At 69.3% G+C, this 22,607-nt stretch carries 21 protein-coding genes; 19 read left to right on the top strand and 2 right to left on the bottom strand.

Annotated features, from left to right (window positions below; genetic code table 11):
- Positions 1-34: 34 nt before the first annotated feature.
- Both ABZ803_RS04145 and ABZ803_RS04140 read right to left on the bottom strand, forming a co-directional pair.
- Complete coding sequence (locus ABZ803_RS04145) at positions 35-367, bottom strand: YnfA family protein (RefSeq protein WP_040867681.1); 333 nt, start codon at positions 365-367, stop codon at positions 35-37.
- Positions 364-1,146, bottom strand: a complete 783-nt coding sequence (locus tag ABZ803_RS04140) for a metallophosphoesterase (RefSeq protein ID WP_357032475.1) — start codon at positions 1,144-1,146, stop codon at positions 364-366. Before ABZ803_RS04140 ends, ABZ803_RS04145 begins: the two co-directional genes overlap by 4 nt.
- Before the next feature lie 259 nt (positions 1,147-1,405).
- On the opposite strand from ABZ803_RS04140, the gene ABZ803_RS04135 reads away from it, so the two are divergent.
- The 19 genes from ABZ803_RS04135 to ABZ803_RS04045 all read left to right on the top strand — a co-directional run bounded on the left by ABZ803_RS04135 (position 1,406) and on the right by ABZ803_RS04045 (position 22,595).
- Positions 1,406-2,380: an alkaline phosphatase family protein gene (locus ABZ803_RS04135; protein WP_357032473.1), complete on the top strand. Its 975-nt coding sequence runs from the start codon at positions 1,406-1,408 to the stop codon at positions 2,378-2,380.
- 372 nt (positions 2,381-2,752) lie between these two features.
- A complete protein-coding gene (locus ABZ803_RS04130) occupies positions 2,753-5,152 on the top strand; it encodes a RelA/SpoT family protein (RefSeq protein WP_357032470.1) in 2,400 nt (799 codons plus the stop codon).
- A gap of 302 nt (positions 5,153-5,454) precedes the next feature.
- Entirely contained in the window at positions 5,455-7,053 is a 1,599-nt protein-coding gene (locus tag ABZ803_RS04125; RefSeq protein ID WP_357032467.1) for a cutinase family protein, read from the top strand.
- A gap of 57 nt (positions 7,054-7,110) precedes the next feature.
- A complete protein-coding gene (locus tag ABZ803_RS04120; protein WP_357032464.1) occupies positions 7,111-8,079 on the top strand; it encodes a hypothetical protein in 969 nt (322 codons plus the stop codon).
- Positions 8,080-8,094: 15 nt separating this feature from the next.
- Positions 8,095-8,973, top strand: coding sequence for a hypothetical protein (locus ABZ803_RS04115; RefSeq protein WP_357032462.1), 879 nt, complete (start codon positions 8,095-8,097; stop codon positions 8,971-8,973).
- The gene (locus tag ABZ803_RS04110; protein ID WP_357032459.1) at positions 8,970-9,632 is read left to right on the top strand and encodes a DUF6668 family protein; all 663 of its coding nucleotides are present in this window, start codon (positions 8,970-8,972) and stop codon (positions 9,630-9,632) included. The genes ABZ803_RS04115 and ABZ803_RS04110 overlap by 4 nt, the downstream gene beginning before the upstream one ends.
- Positions 9,633-9,683: 51 nt before the next feature.
- Positions 9,684-9,980 carry a hypothetical protein gene (locus ABZ803_RS04105; RefSeq protein WP_039799032.1) on the top strand — a complete coding sequence of 99 codons (297 nt, stop codon included), beginning with the start codon at positions 9,684-9,686 and terminating at the stop codon, positions 9,978-9,980.
- A 7-nt stretch (positions 9,981-9,987) separates the two neighbouring features.
- Positions 9,988-10,263 (top strand): hypothetical protein, encoded by a 276-nt coding sequence (locus ABZ803_RS04100; protein ID WP_357032456.1) that lies wholly within the window; start codon positions 9,988-9,990, stop codon positions 10,261-10,263.
- 31 nt (positions 10,264-10,294) lie between these two features.
- The gene (locus tag ABZ803_RS04095; protein WP_357032453.1) at positions 10,295-10,951 is read left to right on the top strand and encodes a hypothetical protein; all 657 of its coding nucleotides are present in this window, start codon (positions 10,295-10,297) and stop codon (positions 10,949-10,951) included.
- Entirely contained in the window at positions 10,948-11,760 is an 813-nt protein-coding gene (locus ABZ803_RS04090) for a hypothetical protein (protein ID WP_357032450.1), read from the top strand. Before ABZ803_RS04095 ends, ABZ803_RS04090 begins: the two co-directional genes overlap by 4 nt.
- A 20-nt stretch (positions 11,761-11,780) precedes the next feature.
- Positions 11,781-12,596: a hypothetical protein gene (locus ABZ803_RS04085; RefSeq protein WP_357032447.1), complete on the top strand. Its 816-nt coding sequence runs from the start codon at positions 11,781-11,783 to the stop codon at positions 12,594-12,596.
- A complete protein-coding gene (locus ABZ803_RS04080) occupies positions 12,590-14,062 on the top strand; it encodes a hypothetical protein (protein WP_357032444.1) in 1,473 nt (490 codons plus the stop codon). The genes ABZ803_RS04085 and ABZ803_RS04080 overlap by 7 nt, the downstream gene beginning before the upstream one ends.
- Positions 14,059-15,549 carry an SCO6880 family protein gene (locus tag ABZ803_RS04075; RefSeq protein WP_062973526.1) on the top strand — a complete coding sequence of 497 codons (1,491 nt, stop codon included), beginning with the start codon at positions 14,059-14,061 and terminating at the stop codon, positions 15,547-15,549. Before ABZ803_RS04080 ends, ABZ803_RS04075 begins: the two co-directional genes overlap by 4 nt.
- Before the next feature lie 7 nt (positions 15,550-15,556).
- The gene (locus tag ABZ803_RS04070; protein WP_357032441.1) at positions 15,557-17,701 is read left to right on the top strand and encodes a hypothetical protein; all 2,145 of its coding nucleotides are present in this window, start codon (positions 15,557-15,559) and stop codon (positions 17,699-17,701) included.
- A complete protein-coding gene (locus ABZ803_RS04065; RefSeq protein ID WP_040867646.1) occupies positions 17,698-18,006 on the top strand; it encodes a transposase in 309 nt (102 codons plus the stop codon). Before ABZ803_RS04070 ends, ABZ803_RS04065 begins: the two co-directional genes overlap by 4 nt.
- Before the next feature lie 37 nt (positions 18,007-18,043).
- Complete coding sequence (locus tag ABZ803_RS04060; RefSeq protein ID WP_357032438.1) at positions 18,044-19,708, top strand: peptidoglycan DD-metalloendopeptidase family protein; 1,665 nt, start codon at positions 18,044-18,046, stop codon at positions 19,706-19,708.
- 65 nt (positions 19,709-19,773) lie between these two features.
- Positions 19,774-20,337 (top strand): hypothetical protein, encoded by a 564-nt coding sequence (locus ABZ803_RS04055; RefSeq protein WP_357032435.1) that lies wholly within the window; start codon positions 19,774-19,776, stop codon positions 20,335-20,337.
- Positions 20,338-20,379: 42 nt separating this feature from the next.
- Positions 20,380-22,215 (top strand): TraM recognition domain-containing protein, encoded by a 1,836-nt coding sequence (locus ABZ803_RS04050; RefSeq protein ID WP_357032432.1) that lies wholly within the window; start codon positions 20,380-20,382, stop codon positions 22,213-22,215.
- On the top strand, positions 22,212-22,595 hold the full coding sequence (locus tag ABZ803_RS04045; protein WP_245659987.1) for a DUF4913 domain-containing protein: 384 nt from the start codon (positions 22,212-22,214) through the stop codon (positions 22,593-22,595). Before ABZ803_RS04050 ends, ABZ803_RS04045 begins: the two co-directional genes overlap by 4 nt.
- Positions 22,596-22,607 lie beyond the last annotated feature (12 nt).

Raw genomic sequence — 22,607 nt, 5'->3', positions numbered from 1 at the left:
ACAGTGCGCGATGTCGAGGTCGAAATGCCCGCGGTCAGCGGCGCGGTGCGTACATGATGATCGCGACCCCCACCAGGCAGATCGCCGCGCCCAGATAGTCCCAGCGATCGGGGCGGAACTTGTCCACCAGCATGCCCCAGGCCAGCGATCCCGCGACGAAGACACCACCGTAGGCGGCGAGGATCCGGCCGAAGTTCGGGTCCGGCTGGAAGGTCGCCACGAAGCCGTAGGCGCCGAGAGCGAGAACGCCCGCGGCGATCCAGACGACGCCACGCTGTTCCCGCCAGCCCTGCCACACCAGCCAGGCGCCGCCGATCTCGGCGAGCGCGGCGAGGGCGAACAACAGCAACGAGCGGGCGACCGTCATGGCGGGGACGGTACTTGCTCGCGATCCGCCGGACGCGGGCCGGGAGCGACCTCATAGACGGCGTAGGTGCGCCCGAGCACGGGGTAGGAGACGTTGCGCACCGGCACGCCGCCCTGGGTGCGCCCGAATTCCGTTCCACCGTGGGCATGTCCGTGGACGGCCAGCACCGCTCTGCCCGCGTCGATGGCCACGGCCAGATCATGGCAGCCGAGTCCGGCGTAGATCTTGGGCGGTTCGCCGGCCAACGTGTCGATGACCGGCGCGAAATGCGTGAGCGCGATGCGGGTTTCGCAGTCGAGCCGGTCGAGTGCCTGGCGGAGGCGAAGGGCGTCGAGTGGGCCGCGGCGCATGCGGGCGCGGTGTTCGGCGGAACCCTCCTCCGGTGTGCCGGGATGGCCAGGGAAGCCGCCGCTGCCGCCCATGACTCCGGCGATGCCCACCCGGATTCCCCCGATGTCGAGGCTGATCGCGGTGCCGTCCAGCACGTGGACGCCCAACGCGGTGAGCTGTGCCGCGATCAGGTGACCCGATCGTTGATCGTGGTCGTGATTGCCGAGCACGGCGACCACCGGTACGGGAAGACCGCCGAGTTCGGCACAGAGCAATTCCGACTCCGCGCGGGTGCCGCCATCGGTGAGATCGCCTGCCAGCAAGAGGATGTCGGCGTTCGCGGAAAGCCGCAGGAAGTCGGGACGGAAACGTCCGGCGACCGCCGCGCGCATATGCAGATCGCCGACGGCGGCGACGCGGAGGCATTCGGTGCTGCGCGCTGCGGTCACGACGGCCAGTCGGCCACAGCGGCGAAGGCGTGTCAAGCGATGGTGCGAAAGCCGTGCGCGCCGATCGATCGGCACCCGGCTCCGGAACTCGGCGTTCACCTGCCCGCGACCGGCCGTGAAGTTCGGATATAGCTTGCCGCTATTCCTTGTTCAGGGCGTGTTCAGTGAGGCTACCGACAGTGTGGCCCTCGATGAAACGTCCATGAACACTGCCGTATCGGGCTATCGCGCCTGCCCGCCGGTCCCGCATGGTCGCGGTATGAGCCGAGCGCGACTGCTGTCCAAAGTCGTTGCCGCCGCGGCGGCGGTCTTGCTTCCGCTGTCCGCGACCGGAGTCGCCGAGGGGGAGGTTCCGACGGCCAAGGTGGTCGTGATCGGCCTGGACGGCCTGATGTACGGCAAGGTCGAGCAGGTGCGGGCGCCGAATCTGCTGCGGCTGAGCGGAGAAGGCTTGCTGAGCCGTTCCTCGATCGCTCCGCACATCAGCATCTCGGGTCCGTCCTGGGCCACCGTGCTGACCGGCGTGTGGGATCGCAAACACGGCATTACCGACAACCGGTTCACCGCCGCCCCGTTCGCGCGGTACCCGACGGTGTTCACCCGGCTCGAGCGGGCTCGACCGGCGCTGAAGACCCAGTCCATCGCCACCTGGGACCAGATCGCCACCATGACCGGCAGCGGCGACCCGCGCGCCGACGTCGTCGTCTCCACCGCGCCCGTGCCGGACGACCCGGACGAGTCCCGCACCGACGCCGCCACCACCGACGCCGTGGTCGCCGCGATCGGCCGATTCGCGCCCGACCTGCTGTTCACCCATCTGGACCAAGTCGACCGCGCCGGTCACGACGCGGGCGGCGCTTCGCGGGCCTACCTGGACGCCGTCACGCGCATCGACGCTCTGGTCGGCCGCATCGTCGCCGCCGTCGACGCCCGCGCCGCCGCCCATCCCGCCGAACGGTGGACCGTACTCGTCACCGCCGACCACGGCCACCGGCCCAGGGGCGGGCACGGCGGCCAATCCCCGGACGAGACGACCAACTTCGTCATCGCTCGCGGCCCGGAGTTCCGGCCCGGCGCCACCAGTACCCGAGCGACCCTGGTCGACATCACCCCCACGGTGCTCGACCTCCTCGACGTCGCCCCCGGCGCCGACCTCGACGGCCGCTCGCTGCGCCCCGAGCCGGGACCCGCGCGGACGCCGTTGACCGAACCCCTGCCCGCCGCGATCCGCTGACCTGCCCGCCCCGGCCTCGTCTGCGGGGGCTCGCGCTCCGATCCGCGGGTCGATACGTCCGGATCGATGAGCCGAGCAAACTCGCCCAGATGCGGTCGAAGTGTTGATTGTCGCAGGTGGGACGGTATATCAGTGGTGGTGGATCGCAGGACGGCTACCACGTCCGGCGCATCACGAGCATCCGGTATGGGACGGTTGTCAGGAGTAGTCCGGACCTCGGCGTGCCCGCGTGCGTTCTTCTACGCGACACCCTCGTGCGCATCCTTGGTTCGCGGAGCGGACGTCGCAGCTGCGCCCGGACTAAAGTTGGTGGTCCGGGAGGTTGCACCGGTCGGATAGGGTGGTCCGATCGAGGCGCGGAGAGGTGGTGGCATGACTCAGCATCTGGGCGAGGCGAAAGTCGAGCAATCGACGTCGGGCCCGCAGCCGAACGGTGCGGGCGCCACCGACGCCGCGAAGCCGCAGGCGCCGGCGAACGCGACGCCTCCGCGTCAGCCCGGCACCTCTTCCGCGGTCCCGACCTCGGCCTCGCGCCGGGTGCGGGCGCGCTTGGCCCGCCGCATGACCGGACAGCGCGGTATCGCCGCGGTCAAGCCGGTGCTCGAGCCGCTGGCCACCGTGCACCGCGAGCTGTACCCGAAGGCCAACCTGACGCTGCTGCAGCGCGCGTTCGACGTGGCCGACGAGCGGCACAAGCATCAGTTCCGCAAATCGGGTGATCCCTACATCACCCATCCGCTCGCCGTGGCCAACATCCTCGCCGAACTGGGCATGGACACCACCACGCTGGTGGCCGCTCTGCTGCACGACACGGTGGAGGACACCGGATACAGCCTCGAACAGCTCACCCAGGACTTCGGCTCCGAGGTCGCCCACCTCGTCGACGGCGTCACCAAGCTGGACAAGGTCAATCTGGGCGCCGCCGCCGAGGCGGAGACCATCCGTAAGATGATCATCGCGATGGCCCGCGACCCGCGCGTGCTGGTGATCAAGGTGGCCGACCGGCTGCACAACATGCGCACCATGCGTTTCCTGCCGCCGGAGAAGCAGGCGAAGAAGGCCAAGGAGACGCTGGAGGTCATCGCTCCGCTCGCCCATCGCCTCGGTATGGCGACGGTGAAATGGGAGCTGGAGGACCTCGCCTTCGCGATCCTGCACCCGAAGAAATACGACGAGATCGTCCGGCTGGTCGCCGACCGCGCGCCTTCGCGCGACACCTACCTGGCGAAGGTGCGCGCCGAGATCGTCAACACGCTGGCCGCCTCCCGGATCAACGCGATCGTCGAGGGCCGCCCGAAGCACTACTGGTCGATCTACCAGAAGATGATCGTCAAGGGTAAGGACTTCGACGACATCCACGACCTGGTCGGCATCCGCATCCTCTGCGACGAGGTGCGCGACTGCTACGCCGCCGTCGGCGTCGTGCACTCGCTGTGGCAGCCCATGGCGGGCCGGTTCAAGGACTACATCGCCCAGCCGCGCTACGGCGTCTACCAGTCGCTGCACACCACCGTGGTCGGACCGGACGGCAAGCCCCTGGAGGTGCAGATACGCACCCAGGACATGCACCGCACCGCGGAGTTCGGCATCGCCGCGCACTGGCGCTACAAGGAGACCAGGGGCAAACACTCCAACGACACCGCCGAGGTCGACGACATGGCGTGGATGCGCCAGCTGCTGGACTGGCAGCGGGAGGCCGCGGACCCGGCCGAGTTCCTGGAGTCGCTGCGCTTCGACCTGAAATCGCCGGAGATCTTCGTGTTCACGCCGAAGGGCGACGTGATCACGCTGCCGCAGAAGTCGACGCCGGTGGACTTCGCCTATGCCGTGCACACCGAGGTGGGGCACCGCTGCATCGGCGCCCGGGTGAACGGGCGGCTGGTCGCGCTGGAGCGTCAGCTGGAGAACGGCGAGGTCGTCGAGGTGTTCACCTCCAAGGCGCAGAACGCGGGACCCAGCCGCGACTGGCAGAACTTCGTGGTGTCCCCGCGCGCCAAGGCGAAGATTCGCCAATGGTTCGCCAAAGAGCGCCGCGAGGAGGCGCTGGAGAGCGGCAAAGACCAGATCTCCAAGGAGGTCCGCCGCGTCGGGCTGCCGCTGCAGCGGTTGATGAGCGTCGACGCGATGACCGCGGTGGCCCACGAGCTGCACTACACCGACATCTCCACGCTCTACACCGCCGTCGGCGAGCACCAGGTCTCCGCGCACCACGTGGTGCAGCGGTTGATGGCGCAGCTCGGTGGCATCGGCGACGTGGAGAACGAGCTGGCCGAGCGCTCCACCCCGTCGACGACCCCGAGCAGGCAGCGGGTCACCGGTGACGCGGGCGTGCTGATCCCCGGCGCTGCGGGCACCGTCGCCAAGCTGGCGAAATGCTGCACGCCGGTGCCCGGCGACGAGATCATGGGCTTCGTGACCCGCGGTGGCGCGGTGAGCGTGCACCGCACCGACTGCACGAACGCCGGTTCCCTGCGGGAGCAGGCCGAGCGGATCATCGAGGTGTCCTGGGCGCCGTCGCCGTCCTCGGTGTTCCTGGTCGCTATCCAGATCGAGGCGCTCGATCGCACGCGGCTGCTGTCGGACGTGACCAAGGTACTGGCCGACGAGAAGGTCAACATCCTGTCCGCGTCGGTGGCCACGCACGGCGACCGCGTGGCGATCAGCAAGTTCACCTTCGAGATGGGCGATCCGAAACACTTGGGGCACCTGCTGAATGTGGTGCGCAACGTGGAGGGCGTCTACGACGTCTACCGCGTCACCTCCGCTGCTTGATCGTCCGCGCCTCGACCCGCGAGTAGCTATCGAATAGCTGACGGCTCAAGGTGTTTCGGTTGCCGCGCCGCCGGATTCGGGCTTGCCATCCGGAGCGGACTGTCGGAAACTTGTCGGACTGAAACCGGGAACGCGCCAGCGTATGGTGCGTTCATTTCGGTGTGTCGTGGAAGTTTTCCGTCGATGCGGCAGTAATAGCCGGAATCTGTTACCGTCTATTGCGTTTCATGGCGTTGAGGTACCTGCGGCAGACGACTTGATTGCGGATCGCTATGACTGGATACACGGCAAGACTCTCGGGGATGCTGGTAGCACTCGCCGTGGCTGTGGCGACCGCCGGTGTCGCCGCGGCGGAGCCGTCGGATCCCGCCGGGCCCTCCACGCAGATCCGTCTCGCGACCTGTCCCGCGTTGTACGCCTTGGGGATTCAGGGCACCGGTGAGTCCTCTCCGGACGCCGCGCCCAGCACCGACACAGGCATGCTCTCCACTGTTTTCCGGCCGATGATGGCGAAAGCTCCGGAAACAGGTCTGGTCGACCGGGCTTACGTGCCATACGAATCCGGCTTCGGCGGGGCGACAGCCGGTGGCGTGGTGCCTTATTGGGATTCGGTGTCCGGCGGCCTCACTCGTTTGCGGAGCATGGCCGAGACCGTCGCCGACGCTTGTCCGAACAGTCGTTTCGCGGTGGTCGGCTACTCGCAGGGCGCGCATGTCGCGTCGATGTTCGCGCAGGAGATCGGCCAGGGCCGCGGCGTGTTGCCCGCCGAGCGGGTCGCCGCGGTCGCGTTGTTCGCCGATCCGACCCGCAATCCCGGCGCACCGCTGTTCCCCGGCGCGCCGGGGAAGACGACACCGGACCCAGCACCGGGAACCTCGGGCGACCGGCTGGAATCCATCGCCGCGCTGCCGCAGGCTCCCGCCACCGGCGGCGGCATCGGCCCGGAACGGGACAAGGCCGCGAACTTCGGGGCGCTCACCGGCCGGGTGGCGAGCTTCTGCGCGGCGGGCGATCTCGCCTGCGACGCTCCGGACGGCGCGCCGATCCTGCGGGCGGTCGCCAACGTAGCCGGTCAGTCCAAGCTCAGCGGCGGCGACCCGATCGGCTCGCTGGTATCGATCGCACAGGCGCTGGCGTTCACCTCGATCAAGACCGCGACCCGGGTGCTCGACGAGGACGTGCAGGGCAATTCGCTGGCCACCCTGTCGATCTCGCCGGAGAAGTCGATCTCGCAGCGCCTCGCGGACGCCTCGGACCCGCGTACGCCCCTGAATCTGCCCGGCGCGCTGCAGGCACTGCTGAAAATCGGCATGATCGGCTTGAACTCGGTGATCGCGGTGGTGCGGACGGTGATCGACTCGGCGAACATCTCCGAGCTGGCCACCGCGGGACTGGCGAATCCGCCCGCCGCCCTGGTCAGGCTCGGCGCCGAGCTGGTCGGCGCCGTTCCCCAGCTGATTCCGCCGACCACCGGGGTCTGGCTGATCAACCAGGCATTCGACGCGGTGGTGCAGAACATCACCGACAACAGCGAACTGCTGAACACGACGACGTGGGTGCGCTACTGGGACACCGTGCAGCGCCACACCGCCTACGCCGGCGCAACCGTCTCGGCAGGCGGGGCCGCGCCCACGCAGTTCGTCGCCGACTGGCTCGCGGCGCTGGCCCGCGACATCGCCGACGCCTTCGGCGGCAAGGCACAGCCACGGCCGGTGCTGGAGAAGCAACCGACCGGATTCTTCGGGGACGGCTCCGGCGCGTCTCCCACGCCGACTTCGTCCGGTACGGGACAATTTCCGTTCGGGACAGGAGCCGATGGCGCCTCATCCAGCGGCGTGACATCGATTCCGCCCACCGACCGAACCGGCATACCCAACGCCTACCCGTTCTCCACGAACTGATCGCCGAGAGGGTCCGACGATGCGATACTGCGTGCCCTGCTCTGCGGGAATGGGGGAATGTTGAAGTCGTACAAACAGCTTTCCCGCTGGTACGGCGCATTGGAGCCGGAGACCGGTGCACCGGAGAAAGACAAGCCCGATGAGGCGAATGTCATCATCCCCGCGGACGACGAGGGGCCCGCGCGCTTCCCGGACTACATCCGCGACGACGCCGAGCCGTGGCAGCGCAAGCCCGAGGAGGTCCCCGCGGACCTGCCCGCCCAGCGCAGCGAGTTCACCGGCGGGTGGTCGGACTGGGTGGTGACCGGCCATGCGCCCGGTCCGGACGACGACTACGTCGCACCCCGGCCGGTCGATCCGGTGCCGTTCCCGTGGGCCGACGACGACGAGCACGAGCCGGTCGAGCAGCCGCGTCCCGCGGTGTCGCGTGCGCTGCGGAAGGCCGCCCGCGACCACCCCGCCGTGCGCCGGGCCCGGCTGTTGCTCATCGTGATCGCGGCGGTGCTGATCATCGCCGTCGCGGCCGTGGGTGTGCTGCTCCTGCTGCGCGCTGCCGCCGATCGCGCCGCGCTGCCGAGAGACTCGCATGTGTCCGCGTCGGTGCAGCTGACCGTCGGCGGCGCCCAGGCGGTCGGCAATCCGCGCGCGGTGGGCTCCGGCGCCTGCCCGACCGAGCGCAGTGACGCGATCGTGCGCAGCGCGGAGGCGGGCGGCACGAGTTCCGGGCCTGAAGTGGTGCTGTCGTTCCAGTACGCGTACTACGTGGAACGCTCCGGGGAGCGCGCCCGCGCGGTCGTCGCGCCGGATGCCAACGTCCAGCCCGCCTGGGTCATCCAGCGGGGCATCGACTCCGTCCCGGCGGGAACGACACACTGCGTGCGGATCGTGACGGTCGGTGACAACCGGTACTCGGTGGAGGTCACCGAGTACCGGCCCGGCGGCGCGCCCGCCACGTACAACAGGCAAACGGTCACCACCGCGGTGATCGACGGCCGCACCCTGATCACGGGTATCGCGGCCGGATAAAGGAGAGCAGAAGCGATGGGAGAGGACTGGAGCCGCTGGCTCGACGAAGCGCCCGGGGAGGGCGCTGCGCCGAGCCGGCCGGTGCGTTCCAAGGCTCCGGTGGTGCGGTTGCGGCGCGGCAAGGATGACGGCTCCGAGGCGGATCATCCGGCGCCGCGGCCGATCCTGGTGGTCGGGGGGTGCGGTGGTGCGGGCACCACCACGACGGCGTTGGGTTTGGCGGGCGAACTCGGCACGGGCGGTACCCCGACGGTCGCGGTGGACGCCACCACGGCGGGCAGCGATCTCGCGCTGCGCGGCGCGGACGAGCATCTGCACCCGATCAGCCTGCAATCCTGGTTGTACGGACGCGGTGACGACGAACCCGCCCCGGTGAAGGAATGCCTGTCGCGCGCGACTTCGGGCATCGGCCTGCTCTGGCGCGACGCCGCGCCGCTGCGCAGGCGTGCGACCTATCTCACGGTTGCCCGTGCGGTGCGCGACGCCGGATACACCGCTGTCTACGACGGGGGACATCCGATTGCCGCCCGGCAACTGCTTCCCCTGCTCGATGACGCGGATGTGGCTCTGGTGCTTGCCATTCCGGCGCGCACGGATGCCGCCAACCGCTTGCGGGTCGCGCTGGAATGGCTCGACGACCAGTTCGGCGATACCGGGGAAGGACACGGCGGCGGCGTCGTCGGCGACACGACGATCGTCGTCTCCCACCAGTACCCCGGCGACGACTCTCGGGTTGCTGAACATTTGCGCGAACACTTGTCCGGTTGGGTCCGCGATATCGAGGAGATTCCCTACGATCCGCACCTGGCCCGGGGCGAGCTGGTGCGGCACGCCTCGCTGGCCGCTGAGACGCGCCGGGCATATGGGCGCTTGCTCGCCGGGGTGGCATCATGACCGCCGCCATGATTTTTCCGCGTCAGCCCGACCCCGCGCCCGCCGGTGTGATCGCCCCGCCGGAGTCCCGCCGTGCCGCCATCTGGGACCGCCCCGTACCGGGTGTCGGCCGTGCGCCGCTGGTCTGGCTGCTGGGTGTGCACGGGGGCGCCGGAGCCAGTACCCTCGCGCATGTGCTTGCGCCCGCGGCGGATTCGGGCCGCCGCTGGCCCGGCGTCTTCGACCGCGAAAGTCCGTTCGTCGTCCTCGTCGCCAGAGAGACCATCGCCGGTCTGTCCCGTGCGCACGACCTTCTGCGCCAACATCTTTCGGGTTTCGCCGGTCCCTCCGACGTGCTCGGCCTGATCACCGTCGCCGCGCGGCCCGGCCGGATGGCTCCCGAGATCCGGCGCTACCGCGACGTGGTCGGCTCCCTGGCCGGACAGGTGTGGCAGGTGCCGTGGTACGAGGAGTGGACGCTGGTCGAACCGGAGCAGCTGCCGGTGTGGTCGCCCGGTGATCCGATGCCATCCAGGAAACGCAAGCTCGATCTGCTGGAGGAAGTCCCGCTCGATGTCCGGGAGCTCGGCGCCGACATCGTGGCGGCCGCTCGGACGGCACTGGAGGAGGCCAGCTACGAAAGCCGGTCACCGGATCTCCGAAAGCCGCCCGATGAGTGATCGTCCGCATCGAAACGGCGACAACCACCCACTATTCGAGAAAGGCATCCGATGAGCACGCTCCTCCTCGCCGTGCAGGACACGTACGGCACCGTCCTCGCGCAAGTCGGTAATCCGACGCCGGAGGCGCCGCCGGGCTCGGAGAAGATCCTGCAGCTGGTGCGGTATCTCACCTGGTTCGTGCTGTTGTCCGGAATCTGCGGCATCGTCTACGCGGGTGGCAAGTTCGCCTGGGAGAAGTGGACCGGCGGTGGTCTGGAGTCGCCGAAGATGGTGGCGGGCGCGATGATCGGCGGCGTGGTCGCCACCAGCGCGGGCACCATCATGAACGCCGTCATCGGGACCTGAGGTCGCGATGAGTACCGTGCGCATACCCGCGGCCGAGTTGCTGGCCTATAAGCAGATGCCCGCCGATGTCCTCGCACCGCTGATGCAGCTGCTGAACTGGCTGCTGTGGTTCGTCCTTCTGGTCTGCCTCGCCTGGATGATCGTGTCCGCGGGGAAGCTGTGGCTGACCTTCCGCAGCGACCTGGCCATGAACGACGCCTCGCACGGCGTGCTGATGAGCCTGCTGGGTGCTGTGGTGGCGAGCACGGCGTCGGGGATCGCCCTGGCGTTCCTGCCCGCGTGAGCCGCCGGAGCGGGACGGGGACGACGCGGGAATGACTTCGACAATTCTGCGGCCGGCGGATTCCGCGGCGTGGCGGCGCGACATACGCCGCCCCGCGGTCGGCGTCGTAGGTGCCGCGCTGCTGTTCGCGGCGGTCGGCTGCGGCAACAACGCGGACCCGGCGGGGCCGGATCTCTCGGCCGCACCCACCGATGTGCGATGGCAGCCGTTCCAAGGCGTGCCGCTGCCGCACACCGGCCAGGGGCCGCGATCGACGGCCGACGGCGCGGCGACCGGCTTCGAGCACTCGCCGCGCGGCGCGGCCATCGCCGCGTTGACCCATTCGGTGCGGCTGGCGGTAGCCGCCGACACACAATGGGCGAAAGTGGCTGCCGGAGAGGTCGTTCCGGGTGCGGCCAAGGACGAGTGGGCGATCAACCGGGTGCAGCTGTCGATCACGGGCCCGGCGGCCCCGGAGTTCGCGCCCCGTTTGCTGGGCTACAAGATCACCGGTTACACCGACCGGCATTCCACCGTCGACGTGTACACCGAGTACTCCGACCGATCGAAGGCGGTGCACCACACGGCCGTCGAGTGGTTCGGCGAGGACTGGAGATTACGGCTGCCCGATCCGGATTCGACCGCCAGACCCATCGATCCGATCGACGCAGTACCTACCGACATCGTGAAAGTGGAGGCACCGACGTGAGCGACAGGGAGTCGTACGCGCGCGACCGTGTCTCCTTCGGCATCGTCGCCTCCGCCGCAGTGTTGGCGCTCATCGTGGTGGTCGGCATCTTCGTCTTCGTCAGCCGCGACGAGGAGCAGGCGGGCGGTGCCCCCGCCGTCACCGAGGGTTCCGGCGGCACCGGTTTCGCGAGCCCCGAGGTGGACATCCTCGGCAGGCGCGTGGACATCCCGAACAACCCTGCCGGACAACCACTTCCGCAGGATCCCTCCCGGCAGCGCAAGCCCACCGACCCGGACTGGCTGACCGCGGCGCCGCAGGGCACCGCCGAACCGCACGGCTGGCAGCGGGTATACGGCGCCTCCGTCCCGTTCTCCACCTCCGACGGGCCGACGCGGATCGAGGACGACCTCGCCGTCGGGTACGCGCACACCCCGCAGGGCGCGGTACTGGCCGCGGCGCAGATCACCTACCGGCTCAATGCCCGTCCCGCCGACCGCGACCTGTACGTGCGCCAGGTCCGCGTCTCCGCCCAGCAGATCGCCGCCTACGACAAGGCGCTGGCCGACGACCGCCTGCCCGAGCAGCAGCCGGAGAAAGTGACCCGCTACTTCGTCGCCTCGGACGCGTTCAAAGTGGACGACTACGCCGACGATCTCGCCATCGTCCGGCTGGCCACCAGGGGACCGGTGGTGGACGGCAAACGGCTGTGGGTGGCCACGCGCCTGGTGATGGTGTGGGACGCGGGCGACTGGCGCCTGAAGCCGTCGACCACCAACAACGCGCAGATGGAGTATCTCGAGTCGCTGACGGGGTGGACGCAGTGGTGAGCCGGCGCGGTTCCGGCCGGATGCCTCTGGCGCTGATGGGCGCGGGCGCGGTGATCAGCGTCGCGCTGGCAGCCGCCCTGACGGTCGCCGCCCTGCGGGACAACGCCTCCGCCGGCGAGCGCGACGCGGGGCCCGTCGCGTCCTCGGAAAGCAATCCTGAATCCGGCACCACGACCGCGGCATTCGGCAACCCGGAGACCGACCTGTTCGGCCGTCGCGTAGACGTTCCCGTCCGCGCGACCGGCGTCGTCCTGCCACAGCATCCGGATCAGCGGCAGCAACCGGGCACGCCCGCATGGACCGCGGCCGCGCCGACGCCCGCGAACGGCGAGGGCGTGTGGCAGCGCCTGTTCGGTGGACCGGTCGTGCGGTTCTCCGCCTCCGACGGCCCCTCCCGGATCGACGGCTCCGCCGCGCTGGGATTCGCGCACACGCCGCAGGGCGCCGCGCTCGCCGCCGAGCAGATCTACTGGCGGACCAACGCCAATCCCAAGGATCGCGCCCTGCTCACCCGGCTGGTCGACGTGACGCCGCAATACTTGGCCGAGTACGACCGGCTGGTCGCCGAGGGCAAGGTGTCCGACCGCCTGCCAGACAAGCTGAGGCCCCTGTTGTTCGCTTCGGACGCGTTCCGAATCGAAAGCTATGCAGATGATTTCGCGAAAGTGCAGTTTGCGAGAAAGGCTCGAGAAACAGTTGATGGCCAACCAACATGGGTGGGCATGCGCCTGGCGGTCCGGTGGCGAGACGGAGATTGGAAGCTCACCACGGTGACAGGCGACGAGCGAGTGCAGATCGAGTCCCTGCTGAGCATCGAGGGGTGGACACAATGGTGAGGCGCCTAGTCACGATACTCGCGGTCATCTTCACGGTGATGATCGCGACGCCGACCGTGGCCTACGGCCAGACCTACGGTTTCGACGAGACGTGCAACGAGATTCACGACACGCTCGACAACGTCGGCCTGCCCGGCATTTCCCTCGGCGACGCCGCGTCCGCCGCGTGCAAGGCGGGTAATGCCGCCTCGCATCCCGGCCAGGCGGCGACGGCGGTGAAGGACAAGGCCTGGGATTCCACCTTCGGCAAGGTGGTCGATTCGCTGATGAACGGTCTCGGTGAGGCCATCATCCTGGCGTTGACCTTCTGGATGAAGGTGCCCAACGAGGCGGCCAGCGATTCCGGTTCGCTGTTCACCAAGATCAACGACTACACCTATCAAGCGCAGATCCTGCTGTTGATAGCGTCGGTGATCCTCTCCGGGGCGCGATTGGCCGAAGCCAGACGCGGGGCCGCGATGAACGAGGCGGCCGAATCGTTCCGGATGTTCACCCGCGTCATATTCAGCTCCTGGATGCTCGGCGCGGTGATTGTCGCGGGCACGCAGGCGTCGGACCGCTTCGCGGAGTGGATCATCGACGACTCGACCAACGGCAATGCCAAGGATCTCGCCGAGCTGATGGTGAAAACCAGTAAGCTGCAAGCATTTTCGCCGGGCCTCGTGCTGATCATCGCGATTGTCGGCCTGCTCGGCGCGCTGGCGCAGATCGTGCTCGCCATCGTGCGGCAGGGCCTGCTGGTGATCGCGGCCGGAGTGCTGCCGCTGGCGGCGGCGGCCTCCGGGATGAACATCGGCAAGCAGTCCTATCAGAAGCTGACCGGCTGGATCATCGCCTTCATGCTGTGGAAACCGGTGGCCGCGATCGTCTACATGATCGCGTTCACCACGGCGGGCCATGTCGACTCGCTCACTCCGACGGGCGGCCTGCCCGACGGTGAGCAGGCCCAGCGCATGCTGGTCGCGATCGTGCTGCTGTGCAGCGTGGCGTTCGTGCTGCCCGCGCTCATGCGACTGGCCACTCCGGCCGTGGCGATCGTCGGCAGCGGCGGTTCCGGTTTCACCGCGGCGGGCGGCACCCTGGTCGGTGTGGCGGCTTTGGGCGCCATGGGCACCAAGGCGGTCGGCGTCAAGAGCGCCGCGGCTCCCGGTAGGGCCGGTTACGTGAGCGGCAGCGGCACCGGCCCGCGTCCGGGCGGCGCGGGCGGACCGCGCGGCGGTGGCGCACCCCGGCCGACCACCCCGCCGCGTGGCGGCGGCCCACAGGGCGGCGCGGCTCCGCGCGCCTCCGGACCCGCGGGCGCGGCCGGGGTAGCGTCCGGAGCGGCCAGGACGGCGGGCCGGATCGGCGCGGCGCGGGCCGCGAGCGGCGGGCTGAACCGGGCCGACCAAGCCATGGGTGACGTCGCGGGCGACCGCTGGACGAACCGTTCACCCGACCTCGGGAGGAGCACCATTCCGCGATGACACTCACCGACACCTACGAGCGGCGCTCGTACGGGCTCTGGCAGAAGCCGCGCAGCGCGGGCCTTTTCGGCCTGCGCTGGGAGGAAACCGTGCTCGGCTTCGCGGTCGTGATCACGGCGCTGATCACCGCGATGGTCGGCGGCTTCCAGTGGGGTGTGATCGTCGGCGGCATCGGTGTCGTCGTGATGGTCCCGCTGGTGTGGCGGACCGGAGGACGTTCGGGCTACGAGACGGGATTGATGATGTTCAACTGGATGCGCTCGCGCAGTCGTGGCGAGCACGTGTACCGCGGCGGCCGCTTCTCCCGGATCCCCGGCGGCGTCACCCGCCTGCCCGGCCTGCTGGCGCCGTCGAAGTTGTACGAGGGCATCGACGCGGGCGGTTACAGCTTCGGCATGATCCACCTCCCGCAGTTCGCCCAGTACACGGTGGTACTGCGCGCGTGGCCGCAAGGCCACGAGGCGGTGGACCAGCCGGTGATCGACCGCTGGGTCTCGGCGTGGGGCACCTTCCTCGCCTCGGTGGGCCAGACCAGCGACATCGTCGCCGTGGTGCCGGTCATCGACACCGTGCCGGAGACCGGAAACCGTTTGCTCACCGAGGTTTCCACGATCACCAGGCCGGAGGCGCCGGAGCTGGCCCAGCAGGTGATGTACGAGCTGGCCACCGAGCTGCCGCAGGAACGGGTGCAGTTGCTGCCGCGGGTGGCGATCACGTTCAAGGCCACCACCGCCGAGCGCCGCAAGAATCCGGCGGAGGAGGCCGTCGAGATCGGGCGTCGCCTGCCCGGCATCTGCGCCGCGCTCGCGGAAGCCGGTGTGCGCGCCCAGCCGATGTCGGCCGACGAGGTGATCTCCTTCATCCGCCGCAGTTACGACCCCGCTTCGCAGGCCGACCTGGAAGTGGCCGCGGGCGAACCCGAGGGGCACGGCCTGGACTGGGCGGACGCGGGCCCGGTGTCCCATGACGAGAAGTGGGATCACCTGGTGCACGACGGTGGCCGCTCGGTCACCTGGGAGATGGACGCGGCGCCGGAGGGCGCGGTCGACGAGCGGGTGCTGCAGCGGCTGCTCGCGCCGAATCCCGAAGTCCCGCGCAAACGTATCGCGATCGTGTACCGTCCGCACTCGGCCGCCGACGCCGCCGAAATCGTCGACGACGATTTCAAGAACGCGTTGGTGGCCCAACAGAGCGAACGCGGGGTCGTGTCCGCAGCGGCGACGCTGCGGGTGGGCGCGACTCAGCAGGCCCGCGAAGAGCAGGCCAGGGGTCACGGTGTGACCCGCTTCGGGGCGCTGGTGACCATCACCGAGCCGTTGCGCGGTGACCTGCCGCGCATCGAAGCCATCACGCGCGACCTGTCGACCCAGGCGCGCTTGAAGATTCGGCGGTGCTACCGCTACCAGGCGGCGGCCTTCGCGGCCTCCCTCGGGTGCGGAGTGATCCTGCCGGAACACGCGACTATTCCGAAGGCACTGGCGGGGTGAGCGATTCATGGCACGGGACTACGAGCCACCCGTACGGGAACGGGACGAGGACGCACGCCGCAGGCGGCTCGAGCAATCCGGCCGGGACGAGTGGGGACAGCGGCCCGAGCGGCGGCGCCCCGCACGGGATTCGGCGCGGGTGAACGGCGAGGACCGGTCGGGCGTGGACGCGTCCGACCGGCGGGCGGCCGAGCGGCGCGCGCGGTCGGGCGCGGGCAGGCCCGACGGCGCGCGCGCCGACCGGGCGCATGCCGACCGGTCGCGCGGCGAGCGGAACTCGCGCATGTCCCGCGACGCGGTCACCGAGCGCATCGCCGCCCGGCCGGATCGCAACGGCGCCAGGAGCGGCCGCGTGGCCCGGCCCGCGAAGGTCGACTACACCGCCGACCGCGCCATGGGCGCACCGAACACGGACAAGGCGGCCCGCCGCGCGAAGGCGAAGGCGGATCGGCGCAAGCAGTCCGGGCCGCCGCTGCTCGATGACGCCACCCGCGCCAAGCTGGAGATGATCGCCCGGGAGGGCAGTGGCCTGCGGGCGGCGTTCGCGCAGTTCCGCGTCCGCACCGACGACATCCGCCGCCGCAACTACGCCGCGCGCGCGGAGCAGACGATCGAGGACGGTTTCGACCGCAGCACGGCGCAACTCACCGACCGTGGTTACGCGGGCGCGGGCGGCGGCCGGATGAACGTGGTCGGCCGCCCGGTCGAGTACCGCGCCACCACCGCTCAGGTCGCCGGCCTGTGGCCCTGGTCGGTCGGCGCGGGCGCGCCGCTGATCGGCACGCCCCTCGGTTCGCATCTGCACACCGGGGCGCCGGTGTGCTTCGACCCGATGAACTGGTTCATGCGCGGCAGTTTCATCACCGCGCCCAGCCTGTTCGTGCTGGGCCTCAACGGTTTCGGCAAGTCCTCGCTGGTTCGCCGGATCGTGCTCGGCGGCATCGCGCAAGGGATCACCCCGTTGATCCTCGCCGACGTGAAACCGGACTACCGCAAGATGGTCGAGCTCGTCGGCGGCCAGGTGATCGACCTGGGTTACGGGCACGGCAAGCTCAACCCGCTGGCCGCGGGCGTTCTCGGTGCGGTCGTTCCACGGCTGGAAGAGTTCCCGGCCCTGCAACTGCAGGTGCTGCAGGACCTGCGGGCCCGGCAGGTGACGTTGATCGCGGGCCTGGTCGAACTGGTCCGCGGCGACCGGGTGCGCGACTACGAGGAAACGCTGATCTCCACCGCACTGCGCATCCTCTACCGGCCGGGCAGCGGATACACGCCGGACAAGCCGCCGATCATGGAGAACCTGCTCGAGGTGATCGTCGGCGGCGGCGAGGAATTGATGCTGGACGCGGGCGCCGACGACCTCGCGGAGTACATGGAAGCGATCAAGGGGCTGCGCCGCTCGCTACGCGCGCTCACCCAGGGGCCGTTCGGCGCCGTCTTCAACGGCCAGACCACGGTGCCGATCGATACCAGCGCGGTCGCGGTGTGCATGGACGTCTCGCACATCCCGACCGGCGACAAGAAGCTCAAGGCCGCCGTCATGCTGGCCTGCTGGGCCGACGGCTTCGCCTCGGTCGAGGCCGCGCACGTGCTCGCCGACGCGAAGCTCGGCCCGCAGCGCTATTTCCAGGTGGTGATGGACGAGCTGTGGCAGGTGCTCGGCCTCGGCGACTTCATGGTCGACCGCGTCGACGAACTCACCCGATTGCAGCGCGGCATCGCCACCGCGCTGATCATGATCAGCCACACCATCAAGGACCTGCAAGCGCTCGGCTCGGAAGCCGCCATCGCGAAGGCGCTCGGTTTCCTCGAGCGGGCACGCGCCAAGATCTTCGGCGCGCTTCCCGCCGAGGAGATCAAACGGCTGGACAGCACGGTTCCGTTCACATCGGCCGAGGAGGAGATGGTGACCGGATGGTCCGCACCGCAAGCGCTGACCGGCGAGGCGCTCAAACCGGGACAGCAGCGGCCGTCCCCGCCCGGCACCGGTAAATTCCTGCTGAAGATCGGTGAGGACCGCAGGCCCGGCATCCCGTTCCACATGGAATTCACGCTGTCGGAGAAGGAAAGCGGGATCCACGACACGAACCAGCGCTTCAGCGAGTTCACCGAGTCGACCTCGCGCGGAACGGATTCACCGGGGAGTGCCGCATGATGCCGCACCGGTCCTACCGTCGCGTTTCGCCGGAGGTCCGCCAAGCGGCGGTCGAACAGGTCATCGCCCTGACCGGCAAGCTGCGCAGTGAATCGGAGGCCTGCCGCGTGGTCGCCGAACAGATCGGTGTGCACACCAACTCGGTGCGGAACTGGGTGCGCGCGGCCGAAGGCCCCGGTCTGGAGCGGATGGACGCGACCGCGCTGCGGCGAAAAGTGGCTCTGCTGCAACAGCAGTTGGCGGCCGCCGCCGAGATGAACCGCACGTTGGCCGACACTCTCAACGAAGCCCGGCGCCGGACGTGAACCCGGGCTGCGCGCGGCACGATGCCGGAGTGCGGCGATGAGCGGCAAAACGGCGTTGTGGACGGCGCTGGGCGCGGTGCTCGGACTGATGACCATCGTGCTGGTCATCGTCATGCCCTCCGTGGACGACGCCTGCGAGGGCGGCTCGGTGCTCGGTTCGCAGTCGGCGCTTCCGCCGCTGGGCGGTTACGCGCCGGGCGATCGGCGCGCCGCCGCGACCACCGGTCCCGGCGCGACACAGACCAACCCGGCCGCGACCGCCACGCCCTCGCTCGCCGCGGGCGTGGGCCCGCTGCGCCGCACGTTGCCGATGGCCACCGGAACCTTCACGGTCTCGGACACCTTCGGCGCGCGGGGCGGCGCGCACAAGGGCGTCGACTTGGCCGCGCCGGACGGAACGCCCATCTTCTCGGTCTCCGACGGTCGCGTCGTCGCCGCCGGTCCTGCGTCGGGATTCGGCAACTGGATCGTCGTCGATTCGGTGGACACCAACGGCCGCTCGTACTCGGCGGTCTACGGCCACATGTGGGACTCCGGCGTGCTGGTCCGGCCGGGCGACACGGTGACCGCGGGGCAGCACATCGGCGCGGTCGGCTCGGCGGGTGAATCCAGCGGCCCCCATCTGCATTTCGAGATCGTTCCGGGCGGCCGGTTCACCGGCGGTCGTCAGATCGACCCGTTGCCCTGGCTGGACGGTGCGCCGACCCCGGACGTCGGCGGTGCGCGCGCCTATTCCAGCGATCCACGCTGCAGCCTCGGCTTCGGCACCGTCGGTGGTGCGCTGGCCGCAGGCAAGGTGCCGCAAGAACTGGAGATCTGGTACCGCCGTGCGGGTTCCCTCTGTCCGCAGATCACGCCCTCGCTGCTGGCCGCGCAGGGCAGGCAGGAGTCCGGTTTCCGGCGCGGGGCGACTTCGCCCGCCGGGGCACAGGGCCTGGCGCAGTTCCTGCCGACCACCGCGGTGAGCATCGATCCCGACGACGGCAGGCCATATGTGATCGACGCCGATGGCAACGGCGTGGCCAGCGTGTGGGACGACGGCGACGCGATCATCGGCCAAGGACGCTATATGTGCGCGATCGCGCACAAGATCCAGCAGTGGCAGGCCGAGGGCAGGGTGCAGGGCGACATCGTCGCGCTGACGCTGGCGGCCTACAACGCGGGCGAGGGCGCCGTCCTGGCGTCCGGCGGCATGCCGAACCAGGTTGCCGCGCATTACGCCGAGACCCAGCCGTATGTGCGCAACATCCTCACGATGGAAGCGCAATACCGAGCGCCGGGCTCGCTCGGCCGGTTCACTCCCGGACAGGGTTCGGCCGGTGACCAGATCGTCGAGGCCGCGAACGAGTGGCTCGGCACCCCGTACGTCTGGGGCGGTGGCGGGCCCCAGGGGCCGAGTGGCGGGGGACTGGACGGACCGGGGTTGACCGCGGCGGCGGTGTTCGCGGCGTCTTCTGGGGCGGTGACGCTGCCGCGCACAGCCGAACAGCAGTGGGAGGCGGGTGCGGAAGTGCCGATGCGGAAAGCTCAGCCGGGCGACCTGGTGTTCAGCTCGTTCGGTCCCCGTGGGCCTGCGCAGGTCGGCATCTACGTCGGTAACGGTCGGATGATCCAATCTGTGCCGGGTGCGAACGCCCGCGCGGCGGGCGGTGTTTCGGAAGTCGCGGTGCCGGGGGACGGACGGGCGAGGAGGGTGCTGTGAGCGGTGCCGGGTCCGAACACGCGGCGGCGGGACTGCCGCGACACCCCGCAGTGCGGCTAGCCTGGATGGATAGAGCGAATGCACGCGCGAAACTGGTGGTGATGCTGGTGGTGAGCGTCGCGGTGCTGGGTGCGGCCTGTGGCCGTGCGGACCGCGCGGACACGGGTTCCGATGCGGCGCACCCCGCTACGTCCACACCCCGGTTGCTGGAGGGCGTGCCCGCCCCCGACCCGGTGACGCCCGACGGTGTCGCGGTCGCGGCGCTGCGGGAGATCTACAGTTGGCAACCCGCTACCGAGACCGAGGGCGCGTCCCTGGGCCGGGCGCGGAAGTTTCTCGGCCCCAGCCTGATTCGTATGCTGGATGCGGCGCCTACCGCGGTGGAGACGCCGAAGTCGACGCTGCAGTGGGCGGATTGGGCGAGGGAGGGGGCACGCGTGGAGGCGTTCACGTTCGCGTCCGGCGAAAAGGCGCCCGCCCTCAGCGACCCGAATGTCCAGCAGTTCAAGATCGGGATCGAGCAGACCGTCGTCTATCCGAACGGACGCAAGGAGCCGCTGCCGCCCGCGACGGTGATCGCCACCGTCGTGCGCACACCCGACGGCTGGCGGCTCGACGCATTCCGCTGACCACCCGCTTTCCGTACCGGACGGCCGACCCAGGAGGCACACATGGCGAAGAAGAAAAAGGTGACGGATCCGGCCGTACCCGGACCCGACGTCAGCCTGCTACTGACCTACGCCGGCTTCGCGATCTTCGGAACCCTCTGGCTCGCGCTGCATCTGGGCAACCTGCTCGCAGGCAGCCCGCAGAAAGTCCCGTTCAATCCGATCGCCATCGCGGCCGACCTGGCGCGGGGCAAGCTGCAATGGCCCGGTGCGGCCACGGCGATCGTGTTGCTGGTGATCCTGAGCGTGGTCGCGTACCTGGTGATCCGCAAGGAGTTGCAGAAGCGCCGGTCCAAGGGCAGGCTGCCGGTGGACGACAAGGCCGACGTGATGGGCAATGGCGGCGCGATCTCGATGCTCACCGAGGCAGGCGTCCGGGAGAAGGCCCAGCAGCTGGGCGTGAGACTCGGCTACGACGACGCTCCCGGTGTGCCGATCGGTGTCGGTGTGGCCGACGGCGTGATGCTCTACGGCTCGTATGAGGATCTGCATCTGGACATCTGGGGTCCGCGTCAGGGCAAGTCGACGTCCCGGGTGATCCCCGCGATCCTCACCGCGATCGGCCCCGTGCTGGCCACCTCGAACAAGCGTGACGTGGTGGACGCGACCCGGGATGTCCGTGAGTCGAAGGGAAGTCCTACCTTCGTCTTCGATCCGCAGGGTGTCGCGGGCGAAGAGCCCACCTGGTTCTGGGATCCGCTGTCCTGGGTGGATGCCAAGCGCGAAGGGTGCGAGATGCGCGCGGCGCGGTTGGCGGGGCACTTCGCCGACGGCGACGACGGCAGCGACAGCAACCACGACGCGTTCTTCGATCCCGAGGCCGAGGATCTGCTGGCCGGATTGTTCCTCGCCGCCGCGGTCGGCGATCGCAACGGCAGCAGGCCGATCGTACAGGTGTGGGAGTGGGTGACCAATCCGCAGGACACCGAGCCCATCGAACTCCTGCGCGCCGCCCGCCATCACTACACGGCCTCGGGCCTGTCCTCGCAGTACAACGCCGATCCACGCACCCGCAGCGGCATCTTCGGCACCGCCAAGAAGATGATCCGGTGCCTGAAATTGTCGAATGTGCACCCGTGGATCACCCGGGGCGGCGATCGCAGGGAGTTCGACGAGCTGGAGTTCCTGGAGAACAACGGCACGCTCTACAGCTTGTCGCTGGAAGGCCGCGGTTCGGCGGCGCCCTTGGTGAGCGCGCTCACCGAGGCGGTGGTCGACGTGGCGATGCGCAAGGCGTCGCAGTCGGCCGGTGGGCGCTTGGCTATTCCGATGCTCGCGGTGCTCGACGAGGCCGCCAACGTGGTGCGCTGGAAGGATCTGCCCAAGCAGTACAGCCACTTCGGCTCACGCGGCATCGTCGTGATGACGGTGCTGCAATCCTGGGCGCAGGGGGCCCGCTGCTGGGGCGAGAGCGGCATGAACGCCTTGTGGTCGGCGGCGAACATCAAAGTGCTCGGCAGCGGCGTGGACGACACCAAGTTCCTGCAGGAGCGTTCGGACGTGCTCGGCGAATACGACGCGATCTCGCAGTCGGTCTCCGAATCCAAGGGCGGCAAGAGCTATTCGCGCTCGCTGGGCTCGTCCAAGACGTTCTCGGTCAACGCCCTCGCGACGCTGCCGCGTGGCCGGGCCATCCTGTTCCCCTCCGGTGCGCCGCCGGTGCTCATCCGTACGGTGCCTTGGTGGGAGGGTGAGTACGCTGCGGACGTGAAACAGTCCATCTCGCACCATGATCCACAGCGCAAGACGCAGATCGCGGACGTGATCGGTTCGCCGTCGCTGAGCAAGTCGACGCCACCACCGGAGTACGGCCAAGTCGAGGAGGTCCGGCCGCTGTGACCGAACAGCAGCAGAACATGATCTACGCGAGTGTGGTGGCATTCGTCGAGGAATACCTGAGCGTGGTCTATCGGCGGCAGGTCACCGATCTCAGTGACACGGTGTGGTGCCCCGAATGGTGGCAGCACGCCGAAGCGGTCGCCCGTCTGGACGCGCTGTGGCGCGCGTGGGAGCACTACCGGCAAAACCCGTCGACGGGGTTGAGCGTCTGGTTCCTGGATCATGCCGATCCGCACATGGCGAAATTGTTCGACCCCAAAGGCCCGTTCAAATATTGCAGCGTGCGCAACGGCCACAAGGACATGCTCAGCCCGCTCCCGACGAAATCGCCGCAGCATGGGATGTTCGGCGATCCCACAATGGGGGACTTTTCTACCTAGTCGATCGCACCG

Origin of the sequence: Nocardia sp. NPDC047648 (genome assembly GCF_040642815.1) — a bacterium.
In the GTDB taxonomy this organism is placed as follows: Bacteria; Actinomycetota; Actinomycetes; order Mycobacteriales; family Mycobacteriaceae; genus Nocardia; species Nocardia gamkensis.
The sequence above is the reverse complement of the archived record's forward strand: the minus strand, read 5'-3'. Positions and strand labels throughout refer to the sequence as shown.